Source organism: Psychrobacter sp. H26, from assembly GCF_059073035.1.
The window spans coordinates 1934432-1953540 of the sequence record NZ_JCACRW010000001.1 but is presented as its reverse complement, the minus strand read 5'-3'; the positions used below and the strand labels follow the sequence as shown (position 1 = coordinate 1953540).

The window sequence follows — 19109 nt, the reverse complement described above, 5'->3', positions numbered from 1 at the left end:
TTTAACTTTAACAGAACGTCAAGAGTCAAATAACATCTAATGGTTTTTGGTAGATATAATTTAATTACTCAGCCAATACACTATCTAATTCATTGATAAATGTACCAATTCGCGCCGCGTTTTTGCCCAAATCGCTACCACCAACCCGCGATTTACTGCGTATGTCTACTAGGCACTCGCTATCGTTATCAGTGATGCGCACGACAATATCGTCTTTGAAGCCAAACCAAGCAGTCGTATCCGTCGCTTCGATGATGCCATTATCTACATCAATATTGACCAGCTCCCAGCCTAAGTTCTCAACAGCTTGTTTGGTTGCTGCTGCCAGTTCAGGTTGTGTTTGATCATAACGTAATGTTTGTAGGTCAGGATATGCCTCGCGCTGTTGCTCTGCTGCCTCGATACCAGCGTAAGCAGCTGGATTAGGCGCGTCAGCACGCAGTGGGGCAATGGCCACAAATGCAGGCGGATTTACCAAATCAGTAGAGATATCATGAATGGGCGGTACCTTTTTGGCAGTATTCATCATGTTAAGCGGTATGGCAATGGCGGTTATCGCAAGCAATGCTGATATTAACGCGCTACCAACGCTCGCTGTGTTTCGTTTAAACAAAAGCTGTATAACTAACAATACTAAAGCTGCAATACCCGCAAACACGCCAAACTTAAACCCTGCAAAGGCAGTCGCTAACTCAATCATGCCAAATTTGTAGAGTGGGCCTGCGAGCGCGACCAGTAAGACAGCGATTAAACTTATCAGACCAACGAATATTTTCATTCCGCTTTTTCCTTGTGATTTAGTACTGATTAGTCGCTGCGCAAACTGGTTTATTTATGACTTAATAGCCAAGCATGCTCTGTAACTTTTAGATCAGGTGCAGACCCTATAATAGTAGGCACATTCGCCAGCTTACATATTTGATAGTGACTGCCATAGTACTGCTGTAGTTGTTCTTCACTGATAGAGAATGGCGGTCCATTTTTCTTGCTTTGATCATAATTCAATGTCATTAAAAGCTGTGGCGCGACGTTATTGTCAATGCTATCGACGCTGACAGATTTGTTTACATTACCACTAAGCTGTCGTATCTGCTCACTATATTTTGTTCGCATATCAGCTGGTAGGGCAATCAATGCCGCTTTGTCATATACTGCATCGATAGGACCAACATCTGTAGGGGTAAGCGTAAAAATATCGGCGACCCATAATGTAATAGTTCGCCGCTCTTCACCTTCTATCAGTTGACCTTGATAGCATGTGATCGCTGGATTTTCTACATGTTGAGAGATAGTGTACTGGATATTTTGTTCAACAAAAAAATCCTGAACAGCTGTTTCAACCAGTTCAACACCGACCACATCATATCCTTGAGCAGCTAGCCAGGCCATATCAATAGATTTACCACACAGCGGAACAAAAATACGGCTTCCCGCCGATAAATTCAAATGTTTGATATATTCAACTAACAATGGATTAGCAGCCGACTGATTAAAACCAATGCGTTTTTCTTGCCAGCGTTTACGCCAAAACTCAGGGTTCATATGTGAGGTCTCTAACAGGATAGTGTATGTGGAAGGAGCGTTTACTATAAATATCAGCTATCGATATAGTAAACAATAATAAAAAGCCAAACACCTATCGTATAAGTGTTTGGCTTAGGTATTTTGCTAGCATCGTGTTAATCTTTTTGAATAATACGATGCTCAATTTCTTTAATTAAAATCAGCTTATCATATACTTGCTAAACTCTTTACGCAATTTTGCCAGCTTTGGTGGTATCGCAAAGTTACAGTAAGCCTGTCCTGGATTGCGATTAAAGAAGTCTTGATGCGCGTCTTCTGCTTGGTAAAATTCAACGGCAGGATGTACTTCTGTAACCACATTGACACCCATGTCACGTAACTTGTTGATCGTGCGATCGACTGTAGGTTTTTGGTCCTCTTCGGTATAAAAGACCACGCTACGGTATTGGCTACCGACATCATTGCCTTGACGATCCATCGTGGTGGGATCATGTGTGGCAAAGAAGACGTCGAGGATGACTTCTAGCGGAACAGTCGTCTCATCAAACTCGACTTTGATAACTTCGACGTGACCAGTTGTACCGCTACATACTGCTTCATAATTGGCAGACACTGCATTACCGCCCATATAGCCTGAGACAACAGATTGTACGCCTTTCACGGACAAAAATACCGACTCAGTGCACCAAAAGCAGCCGCCGCCTAATACGATTGTTTGCATAGTTTTTTCCTATTATTATAAATATGGATTAAGCACTGTATTTGGTTGTAATGTTCTCATTTTTCAATGCCTCATTAGTCCTAGCGCTATTTATTCAGCTTAGCAGGCAAGCCAAAGGCAATAAGTAACAAACAGTAATGTTATAATGAGCTTTTGCTATCTTGCTTATTTATCAACTGACAGTGACAAGCAAAATTCATCAAGTAACGCCTAATGTAAGTTCTATTATTAAAAAATGAGTCGCCCCATGAGCCAATCGCAGCCTGCTATCACACATGACACCCTATTTGACAAACCGTTTACCACGCCGCTGGACAAAGCGGCGCGTTTTTCCTTTGATGAGCAAGTGGTGGCTTGTTTTCCCGATATGATTCGTCGTAGCGTGCCCGGTTATGGTCAGGTATTGGCTATGTTGCCCATCTTTGCCCGTCGGCATTGCAAGTATCGTCAGCAGAGTGATAGTGGTCAGCGCGTCAGCCGTATTTATGACTTGGGCTGCTCGCTTGGTGCGGCTAGTATGACGCTGGCTGGTGAGTTTGACCCGCAGGATTTGCAGATTAAGGCGATTGATATTTCCCCAGCGATGACGACGGAAGCGACGACGTTATTGAGTGATAACTATCCTGAACATGATATCGAAGCGATCACTGCGGACATTCGCGACGTGGAGCTGGAACCCTGCGATATGGTGATTTTAAATTTAACATTACAGTTTTTACCAGCCGCCGATAGAGTGGCGGTATTAGAGAAGATTTACGCGGCATTAAGCGCAGGCGGCATACTGGTATTAACCGAAAAAACCCACGCCTTTGATGAGCAGTATGATGCATGGCTGGTTGAGCGTTATTATGATTTTAAACGTGCCAATGGCTATAGCGAAATGGAGATTAGCGGTAAACGCAATGCGTTAGAAAATGTGCTGATTACGGATACGTTAGATGAGCATCATGCACGGCTGGATCAAGTTGGCTTTAAGCGTCATCTAACGTGGTTTCAGTTTTTGAATTTTGTTTCTATTGTGGCGTTTAAATAAACCTTACTTTTAACACAGTTATTTCTTAGTCAATACGGTAACCTGTTTTTATGCTCAACGACACAATCACGCACGCCGAACGCGAATTATATTTAACCTTATTAGAGCTGGCTCAGCAGTATCCAAGCGCTTACGAATGGCTGACGCGACTGCCAACATGGTTAAATGCTATCAAAGACAAAGCCAACTACGCGCATGCCCCGGCTTATCAAGCGTCAGTGGCACGTCTGCCAAATTTGACGGTCAATCACGTCGATCTCAACAGTGATACCTTGACGATTGACTCCAGTCTTAATCAATCTCAATACAAACAAACTACTGCATTATTAAAGCAGCTGATGCCATGGCGTAAAGGGCCATTTCAGATTGGTAATGATGAATCAGGTATTAAGATTGATACCGAATGGCATAGTGATTGGAAATGGCAACGGGTCGCATCGCATTTGAGTAGGCTTGACGGTCGCCGCGTATTAGATGTCGGCGGTGGCTCTGGTTATCACGGTTGGCGTATGGCTGGCGCAGGAGCAGATACCGTTATTATCATTGATCCCTCTTGCTTGTTTTACCATCAGTTTATGGCAATTCGTCATTTTGTTGGCGCAGCTGATGCTCATGATACAGGGCGCTATCGTACGCATTATATTCCTGTGCCACTTGAGGCATTGCCTGAGCACAGTCAGTTGTTTGATACTGTGTTTAGCATGGGGGTGCTCTATCATCGTCAGTCACCATTCGAGCATTTACAGCAGCTTAGAGGCCAGCTCGTAAAAGGTGGCGAACTGGTGCTTGAGACGTTGGTCATAGAGGGTGATGCCAATACAGTACTGGTACCACATGATCGCTATGCGCAGATGAATAATGTGTACTTTTTACCGTCAGTGGCGGCATTGACAGGCTGGCTAGAAAAAGCAGGATTTGTCAATGTACGCTGCGTGGATGTCGCCGTTACCTCAACTGAGGAACAACGAAAAACGGAGTGGATGACATACCATTCATTAGCAGATTTTCTGGACCCTAACGATGCCGCAAAGACCATTGAGGGCTATCCTGCACCTATGCGTGCGACTTTGATCGCAAAAAGATAGCAGGTACCGTACTGGACAATACTAGGCAGAATAAGGTATTAGTGACTGTTGGAATCGCGCTGTATGGACGTGGAATGGTCAAATGTTTGCTAAAATTGAGGAGTCGAGTACGGGAATGTGCCGAGGCTTTGCTGGTGACGCATGGGATCTGCCAACTTACGTGAGTAAGGTCGTAAAAAATAATAGTAATGCTCACTAGATAGCTGTTTAAGACTAATACCCGATATCTTATTGACCATATTGGTTATGCGCTATATATGTTTGCTGCATAATCAACGCATAGAAAATGACCGTTTACATCAGCCATTTTTTGAAAGCGACTTCCATGACTATCTTAAGTATAAATCCCACAGAGCCTGCCCCTAGTGCCAAAAATATCCAGAATGTACCTGCGCGCCCAGCGTCAGATTTTTTGGAGATATCCCACATAATAAAGAATAAAAAAGCGATGAAAATCGGCAGTAAGACGTACAGTCCCCAACTGGTGACCGTACTGGCAGCAATAGCAAACATGGCGTAATCCTATGAAGTAGTAACGCATCTCCTATATTTTAGAAGAGCCGTACAAACCGCTATTATAACGTGGAAGCAGATAGGTATAAACGACTGCCCAGTGTTGGGCAACAGGAACGCTACAATTGAGCGTGCCATTCGCTGAGTTGCTGTATGTGCGTGATATCAACTTTGCGTCGTTAAGTATAAGCGAGTACGTGACCAATTTTTTATTGTCATCAATTATCAGTCGTAGCTGTCATAACAGTAAGATTTTGGTGCTAATTTTAGTGCAAATGGTGCAATACATCGTAAAGATTGTTATATTTACAGGTTACTTATCTTTTTACATTATTTTATCCCTGCAATGTCGGTCGCTATTACCATAAACCGTTATTAATCGCTCGTATTTGCACCGCTTTTGTTGTCTATTTAATTGAGTTCAGATCCCTATGTCACAAGCCCAAATTGATACGCTTGCATCCCTATTTAATGATGCGATTCAAACCCTACAAGCAGATGGTACGCTACCAAGTGATTGGCAAAATAACAGCCAAATCACCCGTACTAAAGATCTTAGTCATGGTGATTTTGCCAGTAACATCGCGCTCACTGCGGCAAAGGCTGCCAAAGCCAATCCGCGCCAACTCGCTGAAAAAATTGTCAGCGCGCTGCCTGAGAATCAGGATATCCGCCAAGTAGAAATCGCAGGTCCAGGGTTTATCAACGTATTTCTAAATTCAGAGGCCAAGTTTTCAGTACTAGACGATATCTTTAGCTTGCAAGAACGTTTTGGTTTGAGCGACCAGTTTGATGGTCAAAAGGTACAAGTCGAGTTTGTCTCAGCCAATCCAACCTCAAGTCTGCATGTCGGTCATGGGCGAGGTGCTGCGTTTGGTATGAGCGTATCTAACCTATTAGAAGCTATCGGTTACGACGTCACGCGCGAGTATTACGTCAATGATGCTGGTCGTCAAATGGACATCTTGGCGACCAGTACCTATTTGCGTTATTTAGAACTGAATGGTGAGCAAATCACGTTCCCAGTCAATGGCTACCAAGGTGACTATGTCAGTGATATCGCGCAGACACTAAAAACGCAACATGGCAATAGCTACGTACATGGGTTTGCACTAGTTGCCAAGGACGCACCAGAAGATGCTAAGTTTGAGATCAATGCTGATGGCGAAAAAACGCTCATCTCAGGTGATAAAGAAGCGCACATTGATGGTTTGATTGCGAATAGCAAAGCCTTACTTGCTGACAGCTATGCGCTGTTCTTGAATGCCGCATTGAGCAGTATTTTGGCGGATATCAAAGACGACTTAAATGACTTTGGTGTGAGCTATGAGTGCTGGTTCAGTGAGCGCTCTATCGATAGTGAGATTGAGCCTGTGCTTCAGATACTTGATGACAAAGGCTACTTATACGAAAAAGACGGCAATATCTGGTTCAAGTCGACTGACTTTGGTGATGAGAAAGACCGCGTGGTGCGCCGTGCCAATGGTCAATCGACGTATTTTGCCTCGGATATTGCTTATCACAAAAACAAGTTCGATCGCGGTTTTGATAAAGTGATTAATGTGTGGGGCGCTGACCACCATGGTTATGTGCCACGCGTAAAAGCGGCGCTGCTCGCGTTAGGTATCGATGCAGAGCGCCTTGATGTCGTATTGGTTCAGTTTGTAGCGTTATGGCGTGGCAGTGAAAAAGTACAAATGTCATCACGCTCAGGGCAGTTTGTTACCTTACGCGATCTGCGTGCAGAAGTCGGCAATGATGCGGCGCGTTTTTACTATGTTGCCCGTAAGCCTGAAGTGCATATTGATTTTGATCTAGAGCTTGCCAAATCACAGAGTAAAGACAACCAAGTGTATTACATTCAGTATGCTCATGCGCGCGTCTGCCGCGTATTAGAAAAGCTACAAAGCAATGGTCTTGCGGTAGATGATACCGTTGGTTTAGCGCAGCAAGACCTGCTTAATGCGCCCAATGAAGATGAGCTGATTAAGCTATTGGCAGGCTATCCAGCAACGCTATTACGTGCAGCGACAGGCTATGAACCACACGTCTTGACTAATTATCTAAAAGAGCTTGCTGCATTATTCCACGGCTGGTACGACACCAATCGTATCTTGCCAGTCAGTGTCACCTCAGGTGAGACGCCAAGTGCTGACGAGCTGGACTTAATGCAAGCGCGTTTGCGTTTGTCCAAAGCTGTTAGACAAGTATTAGCGAACGGCCTTGGTCTGCTAGGCTTGTCTGCACCCTCTGCTATGTAATAACTTTTTACTACGTGAAATAAGTATAGAGAGCTGATAGCATTAATTCGATGATGACAGTTAAATTCAGTAGGGAGAACGAGATCCATGCTAGCCAAAAAACCTAAAGGCGCAACAGAAAAGCGCAAATCAAGTAGCGTATCAGGCTTATTGTGGATGTTTGTTGGGGCCGTATTGACCCTTATGATCGGGGTATTTATCTACCTCTCACCATTATTTAACTTTAGCCCCGCGGATAGTAGTGCTGAGAACGATCCTGACAGGCAAGTACAGCCACGTGTGGATACTGATACTGATAATGGTGATTATGAGTTCTATGATATTTTGCCCAATCAAGAGATGGCAACCATCCCTGATGAAGATATCGCAGAAATCGATAATGATCAAATAGGGGATATCGACGAGTTCGAACCAGATGTTGTGGTGACTCAACCAGAGGGTACATCGACCAATAGCGTAGACGGTACTGGTAGCTTTGGTAGTGCCGACAATGCTGCAGGTGATAGTGGTAATGATGCCGCGAACGATGATATTGTAATTGTTGAAGAAGATGCGACTTATGACGGAACACCGCCAGCTAGTAGTAATCCCACAACTCGAAACAACACTGCAGGAGCAGGGACGGCAAGTATCCAAGCGGCTAAGCCTGCTGCGACTTATATCTTGCAGATCAATAGTTTTAGTGATGCAGATGAAGCGGATCGCCGCCGCGCTCAAGTGCTGATGGCAGGTGTTGATGCTAGAGTGATCAAAAACACCACAGGGAATGGCTTACCTATCTATCAGGTAATCTCGCGTCCGTTAAATAACCGTCAAGCAGTGACAACAGCACAGCAGCGCCTACAAAACAATGGTATTGATTCTATTATCGTTGAACAGCGCCGCTAAACATAGGCTAAGCAATAGGTATCAGGTGAGTCTGTAAATAAAAAAGCGTCGTCATGACGCTTTTTTTATCGCTTTATTTTATCAAACTATTATAACAATTTTATCCAATCGCAACGTTTACAAAGAGTACGGTTATGGCAGTATCTCACCCAGCAGCACCGCAAGTCGGCATTATTAGAGCATTTTTTCAAAAGTATTTTATCGACGCTTTTACTGGTATGGCGTTAGGGTTGTTTGTCACCTTAATTGCTGGTCTAATTATCTCCCAAATCGGTGGTTGGTTGGATCTGCCAGCACTGGTCGCTGTCGGTAAGCTTGCTTCTATATTGATGGGGGCAGGTATCGGTGTCGGTATCGCTTACTACCTAAAAGCGCCAACGCTTGTGATGCTCAGTTGCCTTGTAGCAGGTATGCTGGGTGCGCATTCTGAAGCATTGATGGCAGGGACGCTATTTACGCAGCAAGAGGTTGGGCCTGCTACCTTTGTGGCATTACCGGGTAATCCAATAGGAGCATATTTGACCTCTGTATTCGCTTATCGCGCTGGCACTTGGATCGCTGGCAAGACCAAGCTTGATATTTTATTGGTGCCTTTAGTGGTGTGTGGCGTTGCGTTATTGGTTTGTGCGCTACTCAACCCACCTATCGTGGCAGGGGTTGCGGCTATCGGACAGGGCATTCATGCGGCAACTGAATTACAGCCATTACTAATGGGTATTGTCATTGCCGTTGTGGTCGGTATCCTATTAACCTTACCGACATCGAGTGCTGCCATTTGTATCGCGATTGGTCTTGGTGGTTTGGCAGGCGGTGCTGCCGTGGTTGGCTGCGCGGCGCATATGATTGGTTTTGCTGTCGCTAGCTTTAAGGACAATGGCGTCAGCGGTGTGATATCTCAGGGTCTGGGCACCAGTATGCTGCAGATTCCCAATGTACTAAAAAAGCCATTAATTCTACTGCCTGCTGTCATTGCGAGTGCCATCGTAGGTCCTATCGCGACTGTCGGTTTTGAGCTGGCTTGTACAGCGACAGGAGCGGGTATGGGTACGGCTGGTTTGGTCGGGATGTTCGGAGTCATCGAAGCATCACAAGAAATCATGAGCACTGGTCAGCTGTGGACGGCGATTATTCTATTAATGTTTGTATTACCTGCGGTGATCGCAGGTGTGGTTGCTTATATTATGCGCCGTATGGGCTGGTTGGTTGCTGGAGATATGAAGCTGCCTTAATACTCAAAATGTCGAATTAAAATATTACTGGCAGTATCAAAACGCCTTTTGTTCTGCAGTTAATAACTCTCAAAAAGCCCAGCTATTATCGTAGCTGGGCTTTTTGTATACAGGGTCATTCAACTGTCATGTTACAAAGGATGCTCATAGCCTATTACTCAACTGCTTTAGGCTTCTTATGGCGACGCGGCTTTAGCTTGAGAGACAGCTGATGAAATTCAGTTAGGATTTGACTGTAGTGCGATGGAAATACCCGCTGAATGGCGTCAATCATTTTGGCATCATTACCAATTAAGCAGCGCTGCTGATTGGTCGCTGCTGCATGCAAAATAATCCAAGCGGCTTCACTGGCATCGAATTTTAAGAACTTATTAAAGCTTCTGATGGCTTTGGGTCCAGTGCTCATGCCAATATCATGGATGCTCTCGTTACCGCGCGCACTATTGGCAATATTGGTCTTGATGCCACCTGGGTGAATACAGGTTGCTGATACCCCGCAGCGCTGGATGTTTAACTCTTGGCGCAAGCTCTCTGTGAAGCCGCGTACCGCAAACTTACTAGAGTTATAGGCAGATTGTGACGGCTGCGCTGTCAGCCCAAATAGACTTGAGATATTGATAATATGACCATGCTCCCTCAACTGACTCTGCTGCACACTGTTTTTTATCAAAGGTAAAAAGGCTTTGGTACCATAGACCACGCCCCAAAAGTTGATGTTCATTACCCATTCAAGCTCACTGATACTGCTACCTTCAACCGTAGAGTAGAGCGCTACACCTGCGTTATTAAAGATAAAGTTCACTTTGCCATGATCACTCATGACACTATCAGCCCACGATTCTACAGCTTTATTGTCTGATACATCGAGCACAGTCATCGTAATGTTGATGTCATAACCGCTGAGTAACTGTTTGGTCTCTGCCAGCTGTTCAGGATTTATATCTGATAGCGCAAGATGACAGCCTATTTTTGCTAGATGAATCGCCAGCTCACGTCCCATACCAGACCCTGCGCCCGTGATGGCAGCGACATGATTACGATAATAAGCAGCAATATCAGCATCATCTAGTGAGTCTGTGTGGGAAGAAAATGGCAGGTGCTGGCGCAATGCTGTCGCCATAGTGGTCACATGAGTGAGCATAATAAACAGTCCTTTGTATTATTAATAACGAGTATTCGTAGTTACTACAAATATTGAAGCGCAGCAATAGAATAAAGGTCGAAATAGACTATCTACATTAGCATGATTCATGATGAGGTCTACTTGCGATTGATAAACGCGGCTGTCATTTTGTGAGAGATGGTCCATTATCTCTAAAATATGATGTCGCTACGTCTTATTACGATATGAAGCCCAATTGAGAGTTTTTCAGATAATTCAGATGATAAATAGGCATAAAAAAAGCGCCTTAGCTTATTTAGCTAGGCGCTTTTTTGAATAGCTCATTACTAATAATTAGTTATCTAAGGCTTGATATACATTAAGCAATTTTAGGGATTTTGCCTTCATTGATAACTTCTGCATCAACCATAACGGTTTTGGCGTTTTCCATAGAAGGCAGCTCGTACATGGTCTCAAGCAAAGCGTTTTCTACGATAGAACGTAGACCGCGCGCACCAGTTTTACGCTCCATGGCTTTTTTGGCGATAGCATCAAGCGCTTCTTGCGTAAAGCTGATATCAGCCCCTTCCATATCGAACAAATACTTGTACTGTTTGACCAGTGCATTCTTTGGTTCAGTCAGGATTTGTACCAGTGCTTCTTCATCAAGCTCTTTTAGCGCTGCAAGTACAGGTAGACGACCGATCAGCTCAGGGATAAGACCAAACTTAATCAGATCTTCTGGCTCAACTTCTTGTAGCAAGTCCGAGCTGCGGCGACTGTCATCTTTTGAGCTAACATCAGCGTTGAAGCCGATACCGCCTTTTTCTGTACGCTGCTGAATGACCTTGTCCAGTCCAGCAAACGCGCCGCCCACGATGATTAGGATGTTGCTGGTATCAACTTGGATCAGCTCTTGCTGTGGATGCTTACGACCACCGTGCGGTGGAATCGCAGCAACCGTACCCTCGATAAGCTTTAGCAACGCTTGCTGTACGCCTTCACCTGATACATCACGAGTGATCGACGGGTTGTCACCTTTTTTGCTGATCTTATCGATCTCATCGATATAGATGATACCCTGCTCAGCTTTGGCCACATCGTAGTCAGAGGCTTGTAGTAACTTTTGTACGATGTTTTCTACGTCTTCGCCGACATAACCTGCTTCGGTCAAAGTCGTGGCATCAGCCATCGCAAAAGGCACATCAAGCAAACGAGCCAAGGTTTGGGCTAGCAATGTCTTACCAGAACCAGTCGGACCAATCAGTAAGATATTACTCTTTGCCAACTCTACCATAGCGTCATCAGCACCGATTTTGGCTTTTTTGCTGTCATTGGCGAGTGTTTGGCTAACTTTTAGACGTTTGTAATGGTTGTAAACAGCAACAGACAAGGCTTTTTTGGCAGCGTCCTGACCGATGACGTACTCATCAAGCTTGGCACGCAGCTCCTTTGGCGTTGGTAGCTTTTTGTTGACCCACGAGGTATCCACTTCGCTATCGTCATCACTATATTCTGCGCTATCGGCGATTAGATCCGTACATAGTTCAATACATTCATTACAGATATTGGCATCGTCGGCAGCAATCAGCTGCTGTACATCACTTTTGGCTTTGCCGCAAAACGAACACTGCGGGGTATTATCTTCTGCCATAAAAGGCGCTCCTAAAGTTTAAAACTGGTTAGTCTATTTGCGTCACATCGATGGCTATATTGGTTAAACGCTCATACCTGCTTACTATCTATCAGATATGAGCTATCAGGTATGAGCGACATATTGATCTACCATAATACAAACAGACTATAACTATTTTTATGATTGCACCCTCATTTGAGAGGCATAATACTTATCGGTAGATTACAAAGATTCAGGGCGACGCTCTAATACTTCGTCAACCAATCCGTATTCTTTTGCTTCATCAGCATCTAACCAATAATCACGCTCAACATCTTTTTCAATTTTTTCGATTGGCTGACCAGTACGCTCAGCTAAGATTTTGTTTAGACGGGCACGAGTCTTAAGGATCTCACGAGCATTGATTTCAATATCAGTCGCTTGACCTTGCGCACCGCCTGATGGCTGGTGAATCATGACACGCGCATTGGCAAGTGAGTAACGCTTGCCTTTTTGACCCGCGGCCAATAGGAATGAACCCATGCTATAAGCACCGCCCATACAGATGGTCGATACTTCAGGTTTGATAAAGTTCATAGTATCAAAGATTGCTAAGCCTGCACTTACTGAGCCGCCTGGAGAGTTAATATATAAATGAATATCTTTGTCAGGGTTTTCAGCTTCTAAGAATAGCAGCTGTGCAACGATAAGGTTTGCCATATTGTCTTCGACCTGACCAGTCAAAAAGATAACGCGCTCACGTAATAGGCGTGAGAAAATATCAAACGAGCGTTCACCGCGCGAAGACTGCTCGACCACCATTGGTACTAAAGCGCTTTGAATGTTTTGCGCGCTTTGTACTTCATTGTGCGCACTCATGAGCATATCAAAATGTGGGTTAGCAGTGATGCGATCATAATCTGTCATAGAGAGGTCCTATCGATAAAAGTATAAAATAAAAATGGTTTGAGTAATTTTATTGTCTAGTAGGTTTTGAACTAATGGATAGTTTATAGGGGGTCTGTGCCCACTATTCAAGCCTATAAAAACGGTTTGTGCACAAAATAGAGGAAAAAATAACTATCCTCTGTTTTTATATTTTCTGTATGAACTAAAAAAGAACTTTTTGATAAAAAATATGTGAATAAAGTCAGTAGTGGCTTAAGTGTTTTTTACAGCGTTTTTCACAATGTTTGACTCAAATGATTACTATAGTATTTCGCCTTGATACAGATATTCTGAGTCTCATGCCAGCCTACTTTTAACATAGAATACCTGATTAATAGCATTACAATCTACCTATCTTGCTAAGGCGCGTCTCTAATTCAAACTTCTATCACCATTTTTAAAATAGGGACACGCCCTAGTCGGTTTTATGAGTGGGCAGTCATCAATGCAGTCTTTTATTCTATTTTGCAATTAAATATGCTCAGAACATGCTTAGTATGGCATTAAGAATGAATAGGATATGTCCAAGTAATAGCAATTACCCATATGATATATAGGGTACTATCTCTGCTGAAAAATGGTGCATATACTCATTAGAGCGCCATGGTTTGGTGCAAATATAGCTAACTATCCATGTATAACGAGCTGCAAAATAGGGTAAAAAATAGCCAAACTAATATTACTGTTTTCTTAAACGAATACAGGAAACAAAAACCAATGCAAAATCACGGTGTTGGATAGACAGACTGATTTTTACAGCACTAGGCCGATACAAATTGGCACAATGCTTGTATAAATAGTAGTATTGATGGTTTTTTACGTTATGTGACCTAGTTTTTATGTTGACAGCACTCTAGTTGCAACTGCTAAATAATGATGGTTGTGTAAGACGCTAGATCATATTTGATGAGTATATAAGATGAGTTGGGCTTCCTCCTTAGCATTGAGTTTTGACGCTGTTAGACGTACGACTACCCAAGGCGCATCTATTGATAAGACGCGGCTATATCACCGAAAGCACACAGGCGCGCTTATGGTACAGCGTGCGCTTTATCCTGAACCGAGTGTACAACAAGGTATTTGTCATATATTGATGCTATATCCGCCAGCAGGTATTGCAGGCGGTGATACCCTGACGATAGACTTACGTTTAGATCAGGGCAGCCATGCTGTTATCACTACCCCAGGCGCCGGTAAATGGTATGGCAAGGATAGTAAATTGCCAGCTAATACCGTGACAGACGAGATGGCTACCTATGCCAGTCAGGATGTACAGGCCAAACTTGAAGCAGATACTCGTTTGGAGTGGTTGCCACAAGAGAGCATTATTTATAACGAAGCCAATATGCATGCGACGAGTCGCTTTGATTTAGCTGACTCCTCTAGCTTGCTAACCTGGGAGATCAGCGTGTTTGGGCGACAAGCGTATGATGAACAGTTCCTACAAGGGCGTTATCATACTGGCTTACGCATTTACCGAGAAGGTAAAGTCGTCGTTGCTGAACGTGTAGATCAGTCTGCCCAAAGTCGTTGGTTCACCTCAAACTTGGGACTAGCGAGCCATCATATTTATGGGTCATTTTGGGCAGTGCCAAGTTTGAGCGATGTGCATGACAATCATGTACTGTCTGCCTCTCAGCCAACGCAATCAGACGAGACGGCACAAGCAGCTACCAAACAAGCATTAACGCGCTATCTAGACCACACCATAGCGACATTACGTCAAGTCATCGCTCAAGCTGAACTACCCGTCTATTGCACTCATAACAGTCAAGCGGTTAATATCCGTTATATTGGCTCAGATGTGCGCGACTGTTTTGAAGCGTTTTATCAGCTTAGAGAGATTTTGCGTGAGCATTGGTGGCAGCTTGAGCCTTGTCGCCCGCGTATTTGGGACACCTAAGCTTGCATTTGCTATCACCGAAGTTGAAGAGTACTGAAGCTAATTACCGAAGCTGAGTGATGCTGCGTCTGTTTTGGGCAGTATGCAATGTTGTCTAATCTCTAGTCTGCTATAAATAATAATCACAAATATAACAAGGATCTGCCATGCATCTGACGCCAACAGAAAAAGACAAGCTCATGCTGTTTACGGCCGGTATGGTCGCTGAGCGCCGCAAAAATCGCGGTGTTAAGCTGAACTATCCAGAAGCCATCGCTTATATCAGTATGTTGCTAATGGAAGGAGCTCGAGATGGTAAGCGAGTTGCTGAATTGATGAGTGAAGGGGCAACCTATCTATCTGCCGATGACGTTATGGAAGGGGTGGCAGAGATGGTCGATGAGGTGCAAATCGAGGCGACATTCCCTGATGGTACCAAACTGGTCACCGTGCATCATCCCATCGTGTAGTTCTGTCTATCACTGTCTACCACCGAAATGATTACTCCAAAATAAGGCGGCTCCTATGCAAGCAGGTGAATACAATATAAAAGATGGCGATATTATCTTAAACCAGGGGCGACAGGTGCAGACCATCAGTGTCAGCAACACTGGGGATAGACCTATCCAAATTGGCTCGCATTATCATTTCTACGAGGTCAATGATGCGCTGAGTTTTGATAGAGAGTCGACCCGTGGATATCGCCTGAATATTATCTCTGGGACAGCAGTTCGTTTTGAGCCAGGACAATCGCGAGAAGTAGAATTGGTGGCCTACGCAGGCAAACAGGAAGTCTACGGTTTTGCGGGTCGCGTCATGGGTAATGCACAGCCAAATGAAGAATCAGATACGTCTCACGACAAAGCACCAGTAACCACTTCGCAAAAGCGAGTAAGCCGGCAGATTTATGCTGAGCATTTCGGTCCGACCACTGGTGATAAAGTACGCCTTGCTGACACGGAGCTTTGGTTACAGGTTGAGGCGGACTTGACCAGTCACACAGATATGGATCAAACGCAGACGTCGCAAAGCGATGAGGTTATTAGCAAAACCACAGAGATCAAGGGTGAGGAAGTCAAGTTTGGCGGTGGTAAAGTCATCCGTGATGGTATGGGGCAAGGGCAGTTGTTAGGGGCAGAAGTTGCTGACACAGTGATTACCAACGCATTAGTTGTGGACTATACAGGCATTTATAAAGCCGATATCGGTATTAAAGATGGTCGTATCAGTGCTATTGGTAAAGCGGGCAATCCTGACATTCAGCCTGCCATCGATATCCCTATTGGCGGCGCGACTGAGATCATCGCTGGTGAAGGAAAGATTCTCACTGCAGGGGGCGTTGATAGTCATATTCATTTCATCGCGCCCCAGCAGTGTGAGACGGCGCTGATGTCGGGAGTGACCACGATGCTGGGCGGTGGTACAGGCCCTGCCCAAGGAACACTCGCTACCACCTGTACGCCAGGAGCATATCATATTGCCTCAATGCTAAAATCTACTGATAGTATCCCTATGAATATTGGGCTATTGGGTAAAGGCAATGTGAGTGTTCCCAAACCGATTGCTGAGCAGATCGAAGCAGGGGCGGTCGGACTGAAACTCCATGAGGATTGGGGTACGACGCCGCAAGCCATCGATAACTGTTTGAGCGTCGCTGACGACTATGACGTGCAGGTCGCCATCCATACCGATACGCTAAACGAAAGTGGCTATCTTGAGAGCACGCTAGGCGCATTTAAAAATCGCTGTATTCATACCTTTCATACCGAAGGTGCGGGCGGTGGTCATGCACCTGATATTCTAAAGGCGATTGGCGAGTCGCATGTGCTGCCATCCTCAACCAACCCAACGCGTCCATATACCGTCAACACCATTGATGAGCATCTCGATATGCTGATGGTTTGTCATCATCTGAGCCCAGCTATCGCAGAAGACGTGGCCTTTGCCGAAAGCCGTATTCGTCAAGAAACCATCGCCGCAGAAGATATATTGCACGATTTGGGTGCGATTTCGATGATGAGTAGTGACTCGCAAGCGATGGGACGGGTGGGCGAAGTGGTCATTCGTACGTGGCAGACTGCACATAAAATGAAAGTTCAGCGCGGGCATCTTGCTCCAGATGCGACAGCAGATACAGAACGTCAAAATCAATCCATTACTCTGACAGACTACGACCAAAGTACAGACAACGATAACTTTCGTATCAAACGCTATATCGCAAAATATACGATTAATCCTGCAATTACGCATGGTATCAGCGATATGGTTGGCTCAATTGAAGTTGGTAAGTGGGCAGATATGGTGCTGTGGTCGCCTAAGTTTTTTGGGGTAAAACCTGAGTGCATCATCAAAGGTGGTCTCATCGCTGCGGTGCCGATGGGTGATATTAATGCCTCTATTCCTACGCCTCAGCCTGTGCATTATCGTCCTATGTTTGCGTCGTATCCAAAATCGGTTGCCCAAACTAGCATTACCTTTATGTCGCAAGCCGCTATCGACAAACAAGTAGATAAGCAACTCGGGTTAACCAAAGTTATTCAGCCTGTACACGGTATTCGTGAGATTCGCAAAAGCGACATGCGCTTCAACAGCTACTGCCCAGATATGGACATCAATCCTGAGACCTATGAGGTACGCGCTGATGGTAAGACACTTACTTGTGAGCCAGCTGAGGTACTACCCATGGCGCAGCGTTACTTTTTATTTTAGTCCTTATGACGCACGTTTTTAGGATCTTCAAAAGAGCGAACCATAGACCATGTATGCCAATGGTTAGGGGGTGTTTTGAGTGTGATCTTGCCTTTATTGCCACCACTTTTACCATTCAAGTTATAGACCGATAGTTTGAGCAACAGTAAACAGAGCCTTATATTTATGAAAATATTTAATACCCGTTTAAGCGCACCTAACGACACACAACAAGCGCAACTGACAGCGCAGTATCAAGCGGATGATTACCTGCTACTGGACTTTGACACGCGACAGCATACACGCTTTAGAGCAGTTACTGCAGCAGGCACAGCTGTTGGTATTGATCTGCCTCGTACAGGGGTGTTAAAAGGAAATGATGTGCTTAGTAATGCAGCAGGAGACTTGATACAAATCATCGCCAAACCGCAAGCAGTGACTAAAGTGACGGCCAACGATGATTTTTTACTCATGAAAGGCGCTTATCATTTGGGCAATCGTCATGTGCCGTTGATGTTTGAGCACAGTTTTGATCAGGATGATGCAGGCTATGCGCTGTATTTTGAAAACGATCATGTGCTGGCTCAAATGCTCGAAAACTTAGGGTTATATACTGAGTCCACGTCCGTACCGTTCGAGCCTGAGACAGGGGCCTATCAGACAGGACAAGGGCATGCACATAGCCATTCTCACGCGCACTCTCATTCACATGCAAGCAGCCACTCTCATTCGAGTAGCGACTCACACAGTCATTCCCATAACCATGATGAGGCATCTGTAGGTCATTCACATGATGGTTAATACCAGCACGCAATCTACTCAATCCGTCCAACTGGGACAGCTATTGATGCTGGCATCAAGTAATTTGCCAATCGGGAGCTATACCTATTCGCAAGGTGTAGAGTCAGCGATTGAGTCAGGGGTTATCTCTGACGAAGCCAGCACACTTGCATTTATGCAGGACTATTTAGAGCTTGCAGTGATTGGCTACGAGCTACCACTATTAGGGCTAATAATGTGTGCGCTCGGTGGAGGACATGAGGCGCTGGCAAACGAGGTAGCACATGACTACCACGCTAGCCTCGAGAGTAAAGAGTTTGTGCTTGAGTCCCAGCAGTTGGCACAGGCGATGGTATCTTGGCTTAATGAAGTTTTAAATCTGGGCGTACCTACAGAGCTACCTGAAGATGGCTTTTTGCCACTTTTCGCTCATATTGCTCAGCATTGGCAACTACCACTAGCGCAGTCAATGACCACCTATGGATTTGCGCAATTAGAGAATATGGTGCTCGCCGCTGTAAAGACCGTACCGCTAGGACAGATGGCAGGTCAACGTATTTTATGGCAATTACAAAACGATCTCGGCGTTCAAGTTGATGCGTTGAGCGGTGACGTAAAACAAGCCTTTGATGATGTAATCACGTCAGCAAACGCTACCCATGCTTTGGATATGAATGAAGATCAGGTTTGTCAAAAACTGTGTCAAGACCTCTATGAGAGCCTCAACATCTCTAACAACTTGCCCAATCTAGCTATCCTCTCGAGTATGCATGAGGAGCAATACAGCCGGTTGTTCCGCTCATAATTTTACATTTGTTTCTATTTACAATTATTCCTATA

The 19109-nt window shown here is 44.7% G+C and carries 18 protein-coding genes; 11 read left to right on the top strand and 7 right to left on the bottom strand.

The window, feature by feature from the left end; genetic code table 11:
- Positions 1–64 precede the first annotated feature (64 nt).
- The 3 genes from AC5JPT_RS08075 to msrA form a co-directional block, all read right to left on the bottom strand.
- Positions 65–778 (bottom strand): DUF1499 domain-containing protein, encoded by a 714-nt coding sequence (locus AC5JPT_RS08075; protein WP_493857735.1) that lies wholly within the window; start codon positions 776–778, stop codon positions 65–67.
- 50 nt (positions 779–828) lie between these two features.
- Positions 829–1542 carry a thiopurine S-methyltransferase gene (gene tmpT / locus AC5JPT_RS08070; protein ID WP_493857734.1) on the bottom strand — a complete coding sequence of 238 codons (714 nt, stop codon included), beginning with the start codon at positions 1540–1542 and terminating at the stop codon, positions 829–831.
- A 181-nt stretch (positions 1543–1723) separates the two neighbouring features.
- Positions 1724–2245 (bottom strand): peptide-methionine (S)-S-oxide reductase MsrA, encoded by a 522-nt coding sequence (msrA, locus tag AC5JPT_RS08065; protein WP_493857733.1) that lies wholly within the window; start codon positions 2243–2245, stop codon positions 1724–1726.
- 235 nt (positions 2246–2480) lie between these two features.
- On the opposite strand from msrA, the gene cmoA reads away from it, so the two are divergent.
- From cmoA to AC5JPT_RS08050, 3 genes are read left to right on the top strand one after another with little or no spacing between them, the layout of a single operon-like run.
- The gene (cmoA, locus tag AC5JPT_RS08060; protein WP_493857732.1) at positions 2481–3278 is read left to right on the top strand and encodes a carboxy-S-adenosyl-L-methionine synthase CmoA; all 798 of its coding nucleotides are present in this window, start codon (positions 2481–2483) and stop codon (positions 3276–3278) included.
- 50 nt (positions 3279–3328) lie between these two features.
- Positions 3329–4363: a tRNA 5-methoxyuridine(34)/uridine 5-oxyacetic acid(34) synthase CmoB gene (gene cmoB, locus AC5JPT_RS08055; RefSeq protein WP_493857731.1), complete on the top strand. Its 1035-nt coding sequence runs from the start codon at positions 3329–3331 to the stop codon at positions 4361–4363.
- A 37-nt stretch (positions 4364–4400) separates the two neighbouring features.
- On the top strand, positions 4401–4562 hold the full coding sequence (locus tag AC5JPT_RS08050) for a DUF1176 domain-containing protein (RefSeq protein WP_493858447.1): 162 nt from the start codon (positions 4401–4403) through the stop codon (positions 4560–4562).
- A gap of 95 nt (positions 4563–4657) precedes the next feature.
- Here the strand turns inward: AC5JPT_RS08050 and AC5JPT_RS08045 are convergent, their stop codons facing one another.
- A complete protein-coding gene (locus AC5JPT_RS08045) occupies positions 4658–4876 on the bottom strand; it encodes a DUF2788 domain-containing protein (RefSeq protein WP_319051053.1) in 219 nt (72 codons plus the stop codon).
- Positions 4877–5307: 431 nt separating this feature from the next.
- Here AC5JPT_RS08045 and argS point away from each other — a divergent pair, with 431 nt between their 5' ends.
- From argS to AC5JPT_RS08030, 3 genes are all read left to right on the top strand, one after another.
- A complete protein-coding gene (gene argS, locus AC5JPT_RS08040) occupies positions 5308–7137 on the top strand; it encodes an arginine--tRNA ligase (RefSeq protein WP_493857730.1) in 1830 nt (609 codons plus the stop codon).
- Positions 7138–7224: 87 nt separating this feature from the next.
- Positions 7225–8025: an SPOR domain-containing protein gene (locus AC5JPT_RS08035; protein WP_493857729.1), complete on the top strand. Its 801-nt coding sequence runs from the start codon at positions 7225–7227 to the stop codon at positions 8023–8025.
- A gap of 134 nt (positions 8026–8159) precedes the next feature.
- Positions 8160–9254 (top strand): PTS sugar transporter subunit IIC, encoded by a 1095-nt coding sequence (locus AC5JPT_RS08030; RefSeq protein WP_493857728.1) that lies wholly within the window; start codon positions 8160–8162, stop codon positions 9252–9254.
- A 154-nt stretch (positions 9255–9408) separates the two neighbouring features.
- Here the strand turns inward: AC5JPT_RS08030 and AC5JPT_RS08025 are convergent, their stop codons facing one another.
- The 3 genes from AC5JPT_RS08025 to clpP all read right to left on the bottom strand — a co-directional run bounded on the left by AC5JPT_RS08025 (position 9409) and on the right by clpP (position 12850).
- Positions 9409–10395 (bottom strand): SDR family NAD(P)-dependent oxidoreductase, encoded by a 987-nt coding sequence (locus tag AC5JPT_RS08025; protein WP_493857727.1) that lies wholly within the window; start codon positions 10393–10395, stop codon positions 9409–9411.
- A gap of 340 nt (positions 10396–10735) precedes the next feature.
- Positions 10736–12010, bottom strand: coding sequence for an ATP-dependent protease ATP-binding subunit ClpX (clpX, locus tag AC5JPT_RS08020; RefSeq protein ID WP_493844208.1), 1275 nt, complete (start codon positions 12008–12010; stop codon positions 10736–10738).
- Positions 12011–12214: 204 nt separating this feature from the next.
- Complete coding sequence (gene clpP, locus AC5JPT_RS08015) at positions 12215–12850, bottom strand: ATP-dependent Clp endopeptidase proteolytic subunit ClpP (protein ID WP_319051071.1); 636 nt, start codon at positions 12848–12850, stop codon at positions 12215–12217.
- A 988-nt stretch (positions 12851–13838) separates the two neighbouring features.
- On the opposite strand from clpP, the gene AC5JPT_RS08010 reads away from it, so the two are divergent.
- The 5 genes from AC5JPT_RS08010 (at position 13839) to AC5JPT_RS07990 (ending at position 19074) form a co-directional block, all read left to right on the top strand.
- Positions 13839–14822, top strand: a complete 984-nt coding sequence (locus AC5JPT_RS08010; protein WP_493857726.1) for an urease accessory protein UreD — start codon at positions 13839–13841, stop codon at positions 14820–14822.
- 146 nt (positions 14823–14968) lie between these two features.
- The gene (gene ureA, locus AC5JPT_RS08005) at positions 14969–15271 is read left to right on the top strand and encodes an urease subunit gamma (RefSeq protein WP_443527023.1); all 303 of its coding nucleotides are present in this window, start codon (positions 14969–14971) and stop codon (positions 15269–15271) included.
- 55 nt (positions 15272–15326) lie between these two features.
- Positions 15327–17510, top strand: coding sequence for an urease subunit alpha (gene ureC / locus AC5JPT_RS08000; protein ID WP_493857725.1), 2184 nt, complete (start codon positions 15327–15329; stop codon positions 17508–17510).
- A 165-nt stretch (positions 17511–17675) separates the two neighbouring features.
- A complete protein-coding gene (gene ureE / locus AC5JPT_RS07995; RefSeq protein WP_319051045.1) occupies positions 17676–18290 on the top strand; it encodes an urease accessory protein UreE in 615 nt (204 codons plus the stop codon).
- A complete protein-coding gene (locus AC5JPT_RS07990; RefSeq protein WP_493857724.1) occupies positions 18280–19074 on the top strand; it encodes an urease accessory protein UreF in 795 nt (264 codons plus the stop codon). Before ureE ends, AC5JPT_RS07990 begins: the two co-directional genes overlap by 11 nt.
- The last annotated feature ends 35 nt before the right edge of the window (positions 19075–19109 follow it).

Coding starts and splice junctions, on each gene's coding strand:
- AC5JPT_RS08075 (WP_493857735.1), bottom strand. CDS start 778: ATGAAAATATTCGTTGGTCTGATAAGTTTAATCGCTGTCTTACTGGTC.
- tmpT (WP_493857734.1), bottom strand. CDS start 1,542: ATGAACCCTGAGTTTTGGCGTAAACGCTGGCAAGAAAAACGCATTGGT.
- msrA (WP_493857733.1), bottom strand. CDS start 2,245: ATGCAAACAATCGTATTAGGCGGCGGCTGCTTTTGGTGCACTGAGTCG.
- cmoA (WP_493857732.1), top strand. CDS start 2,481: ATGAGTCGCCCCATGAGCCAATCGCAGCCTGCTATCACACATGACACC.
- cmoB (WP_493857731.1), top strand. CDS start 3,329: ATGCTCAACGACACAATCACGCACGCCGAACGCGAATTATATTTAACC.
- AC5JPT_RS08045 (WP_319051053.1), bottom strand. CDS start 4,876: ATGTTTGCTATTGCTGCCAGTACGGTCACCAGTTGGGGACTGTACGTC.
- argS (WP_493857730.1), top strand. CDS start 5,308: ATGTCACAAGCCCAAATTGATACGCTTGCATCCCTATTTAATGATGCG.
- AC5JPT_RS08035 (WP_493857729.1), top strand. CDS start 7,225: ATGCTAGCCAAAAAACCTAAAGGCGCAACAGAAAAGCGCAAATCAAGT.
- AC5JPT_RS08030 (WP_493857728.1), top strand. CDS start 8,160: ATGGCAGTATCTCACCCAGCAGCACCGCAAGTCGGCATTATTAGAGCA.
- AC5JPT_RS08025 (WP_493857727.1), bottom strand. CDS start 10,395: ATGCTCACTCATGTGACCACTATGGCGACAGCATTGCGCCAGCACCTG.
- clpX (WP_493844208.1), bottom strand. CDS start 12,010: ATGGCAGAAGATAATACCCCGCAGTGTTCGTTTTGCGGCAAAGCCAAA.
- clpP (WP_319051071.1), bottom strand. CDS start 12,850: ATGAGTGCGCACAATGAAGTACAAAGCGCGCAAAACATTCAAAGCGCT.
- AC5JPT_RS08010 (WP_493857726.1), top strand. CDS start 13,839: ATGAGTTGGGCTTCCTCCTTAGCATTGAGTTTTGACGCTGTTAGACGT.
- ureA (WP_443527023.1), top strand. CDS start 14,969: ATGCATCTGACGCCAACAGAAAAAGACAAGCTCATGCTGTTTACGGCC.
- ureC (WP_493857725.1), top strand. CDS start 15,327: ATGCAAGCAGGTGAATACAATATAAAAGATGGCGATATTATCTTAAAC.
- ureE (WP_319051045.1), top strand. CDS start 17,676: ATGAAAATATTTAATACCCGTTTAAGCGCACCTAACGACACACAACAA.
- AC5JPT_RS07990 (WP_493857724.1), top strand. CDS start 18,280: ATGATGGTTAATACCAGCACGCAATCTACTCAATCCGTCCAACTGGGA.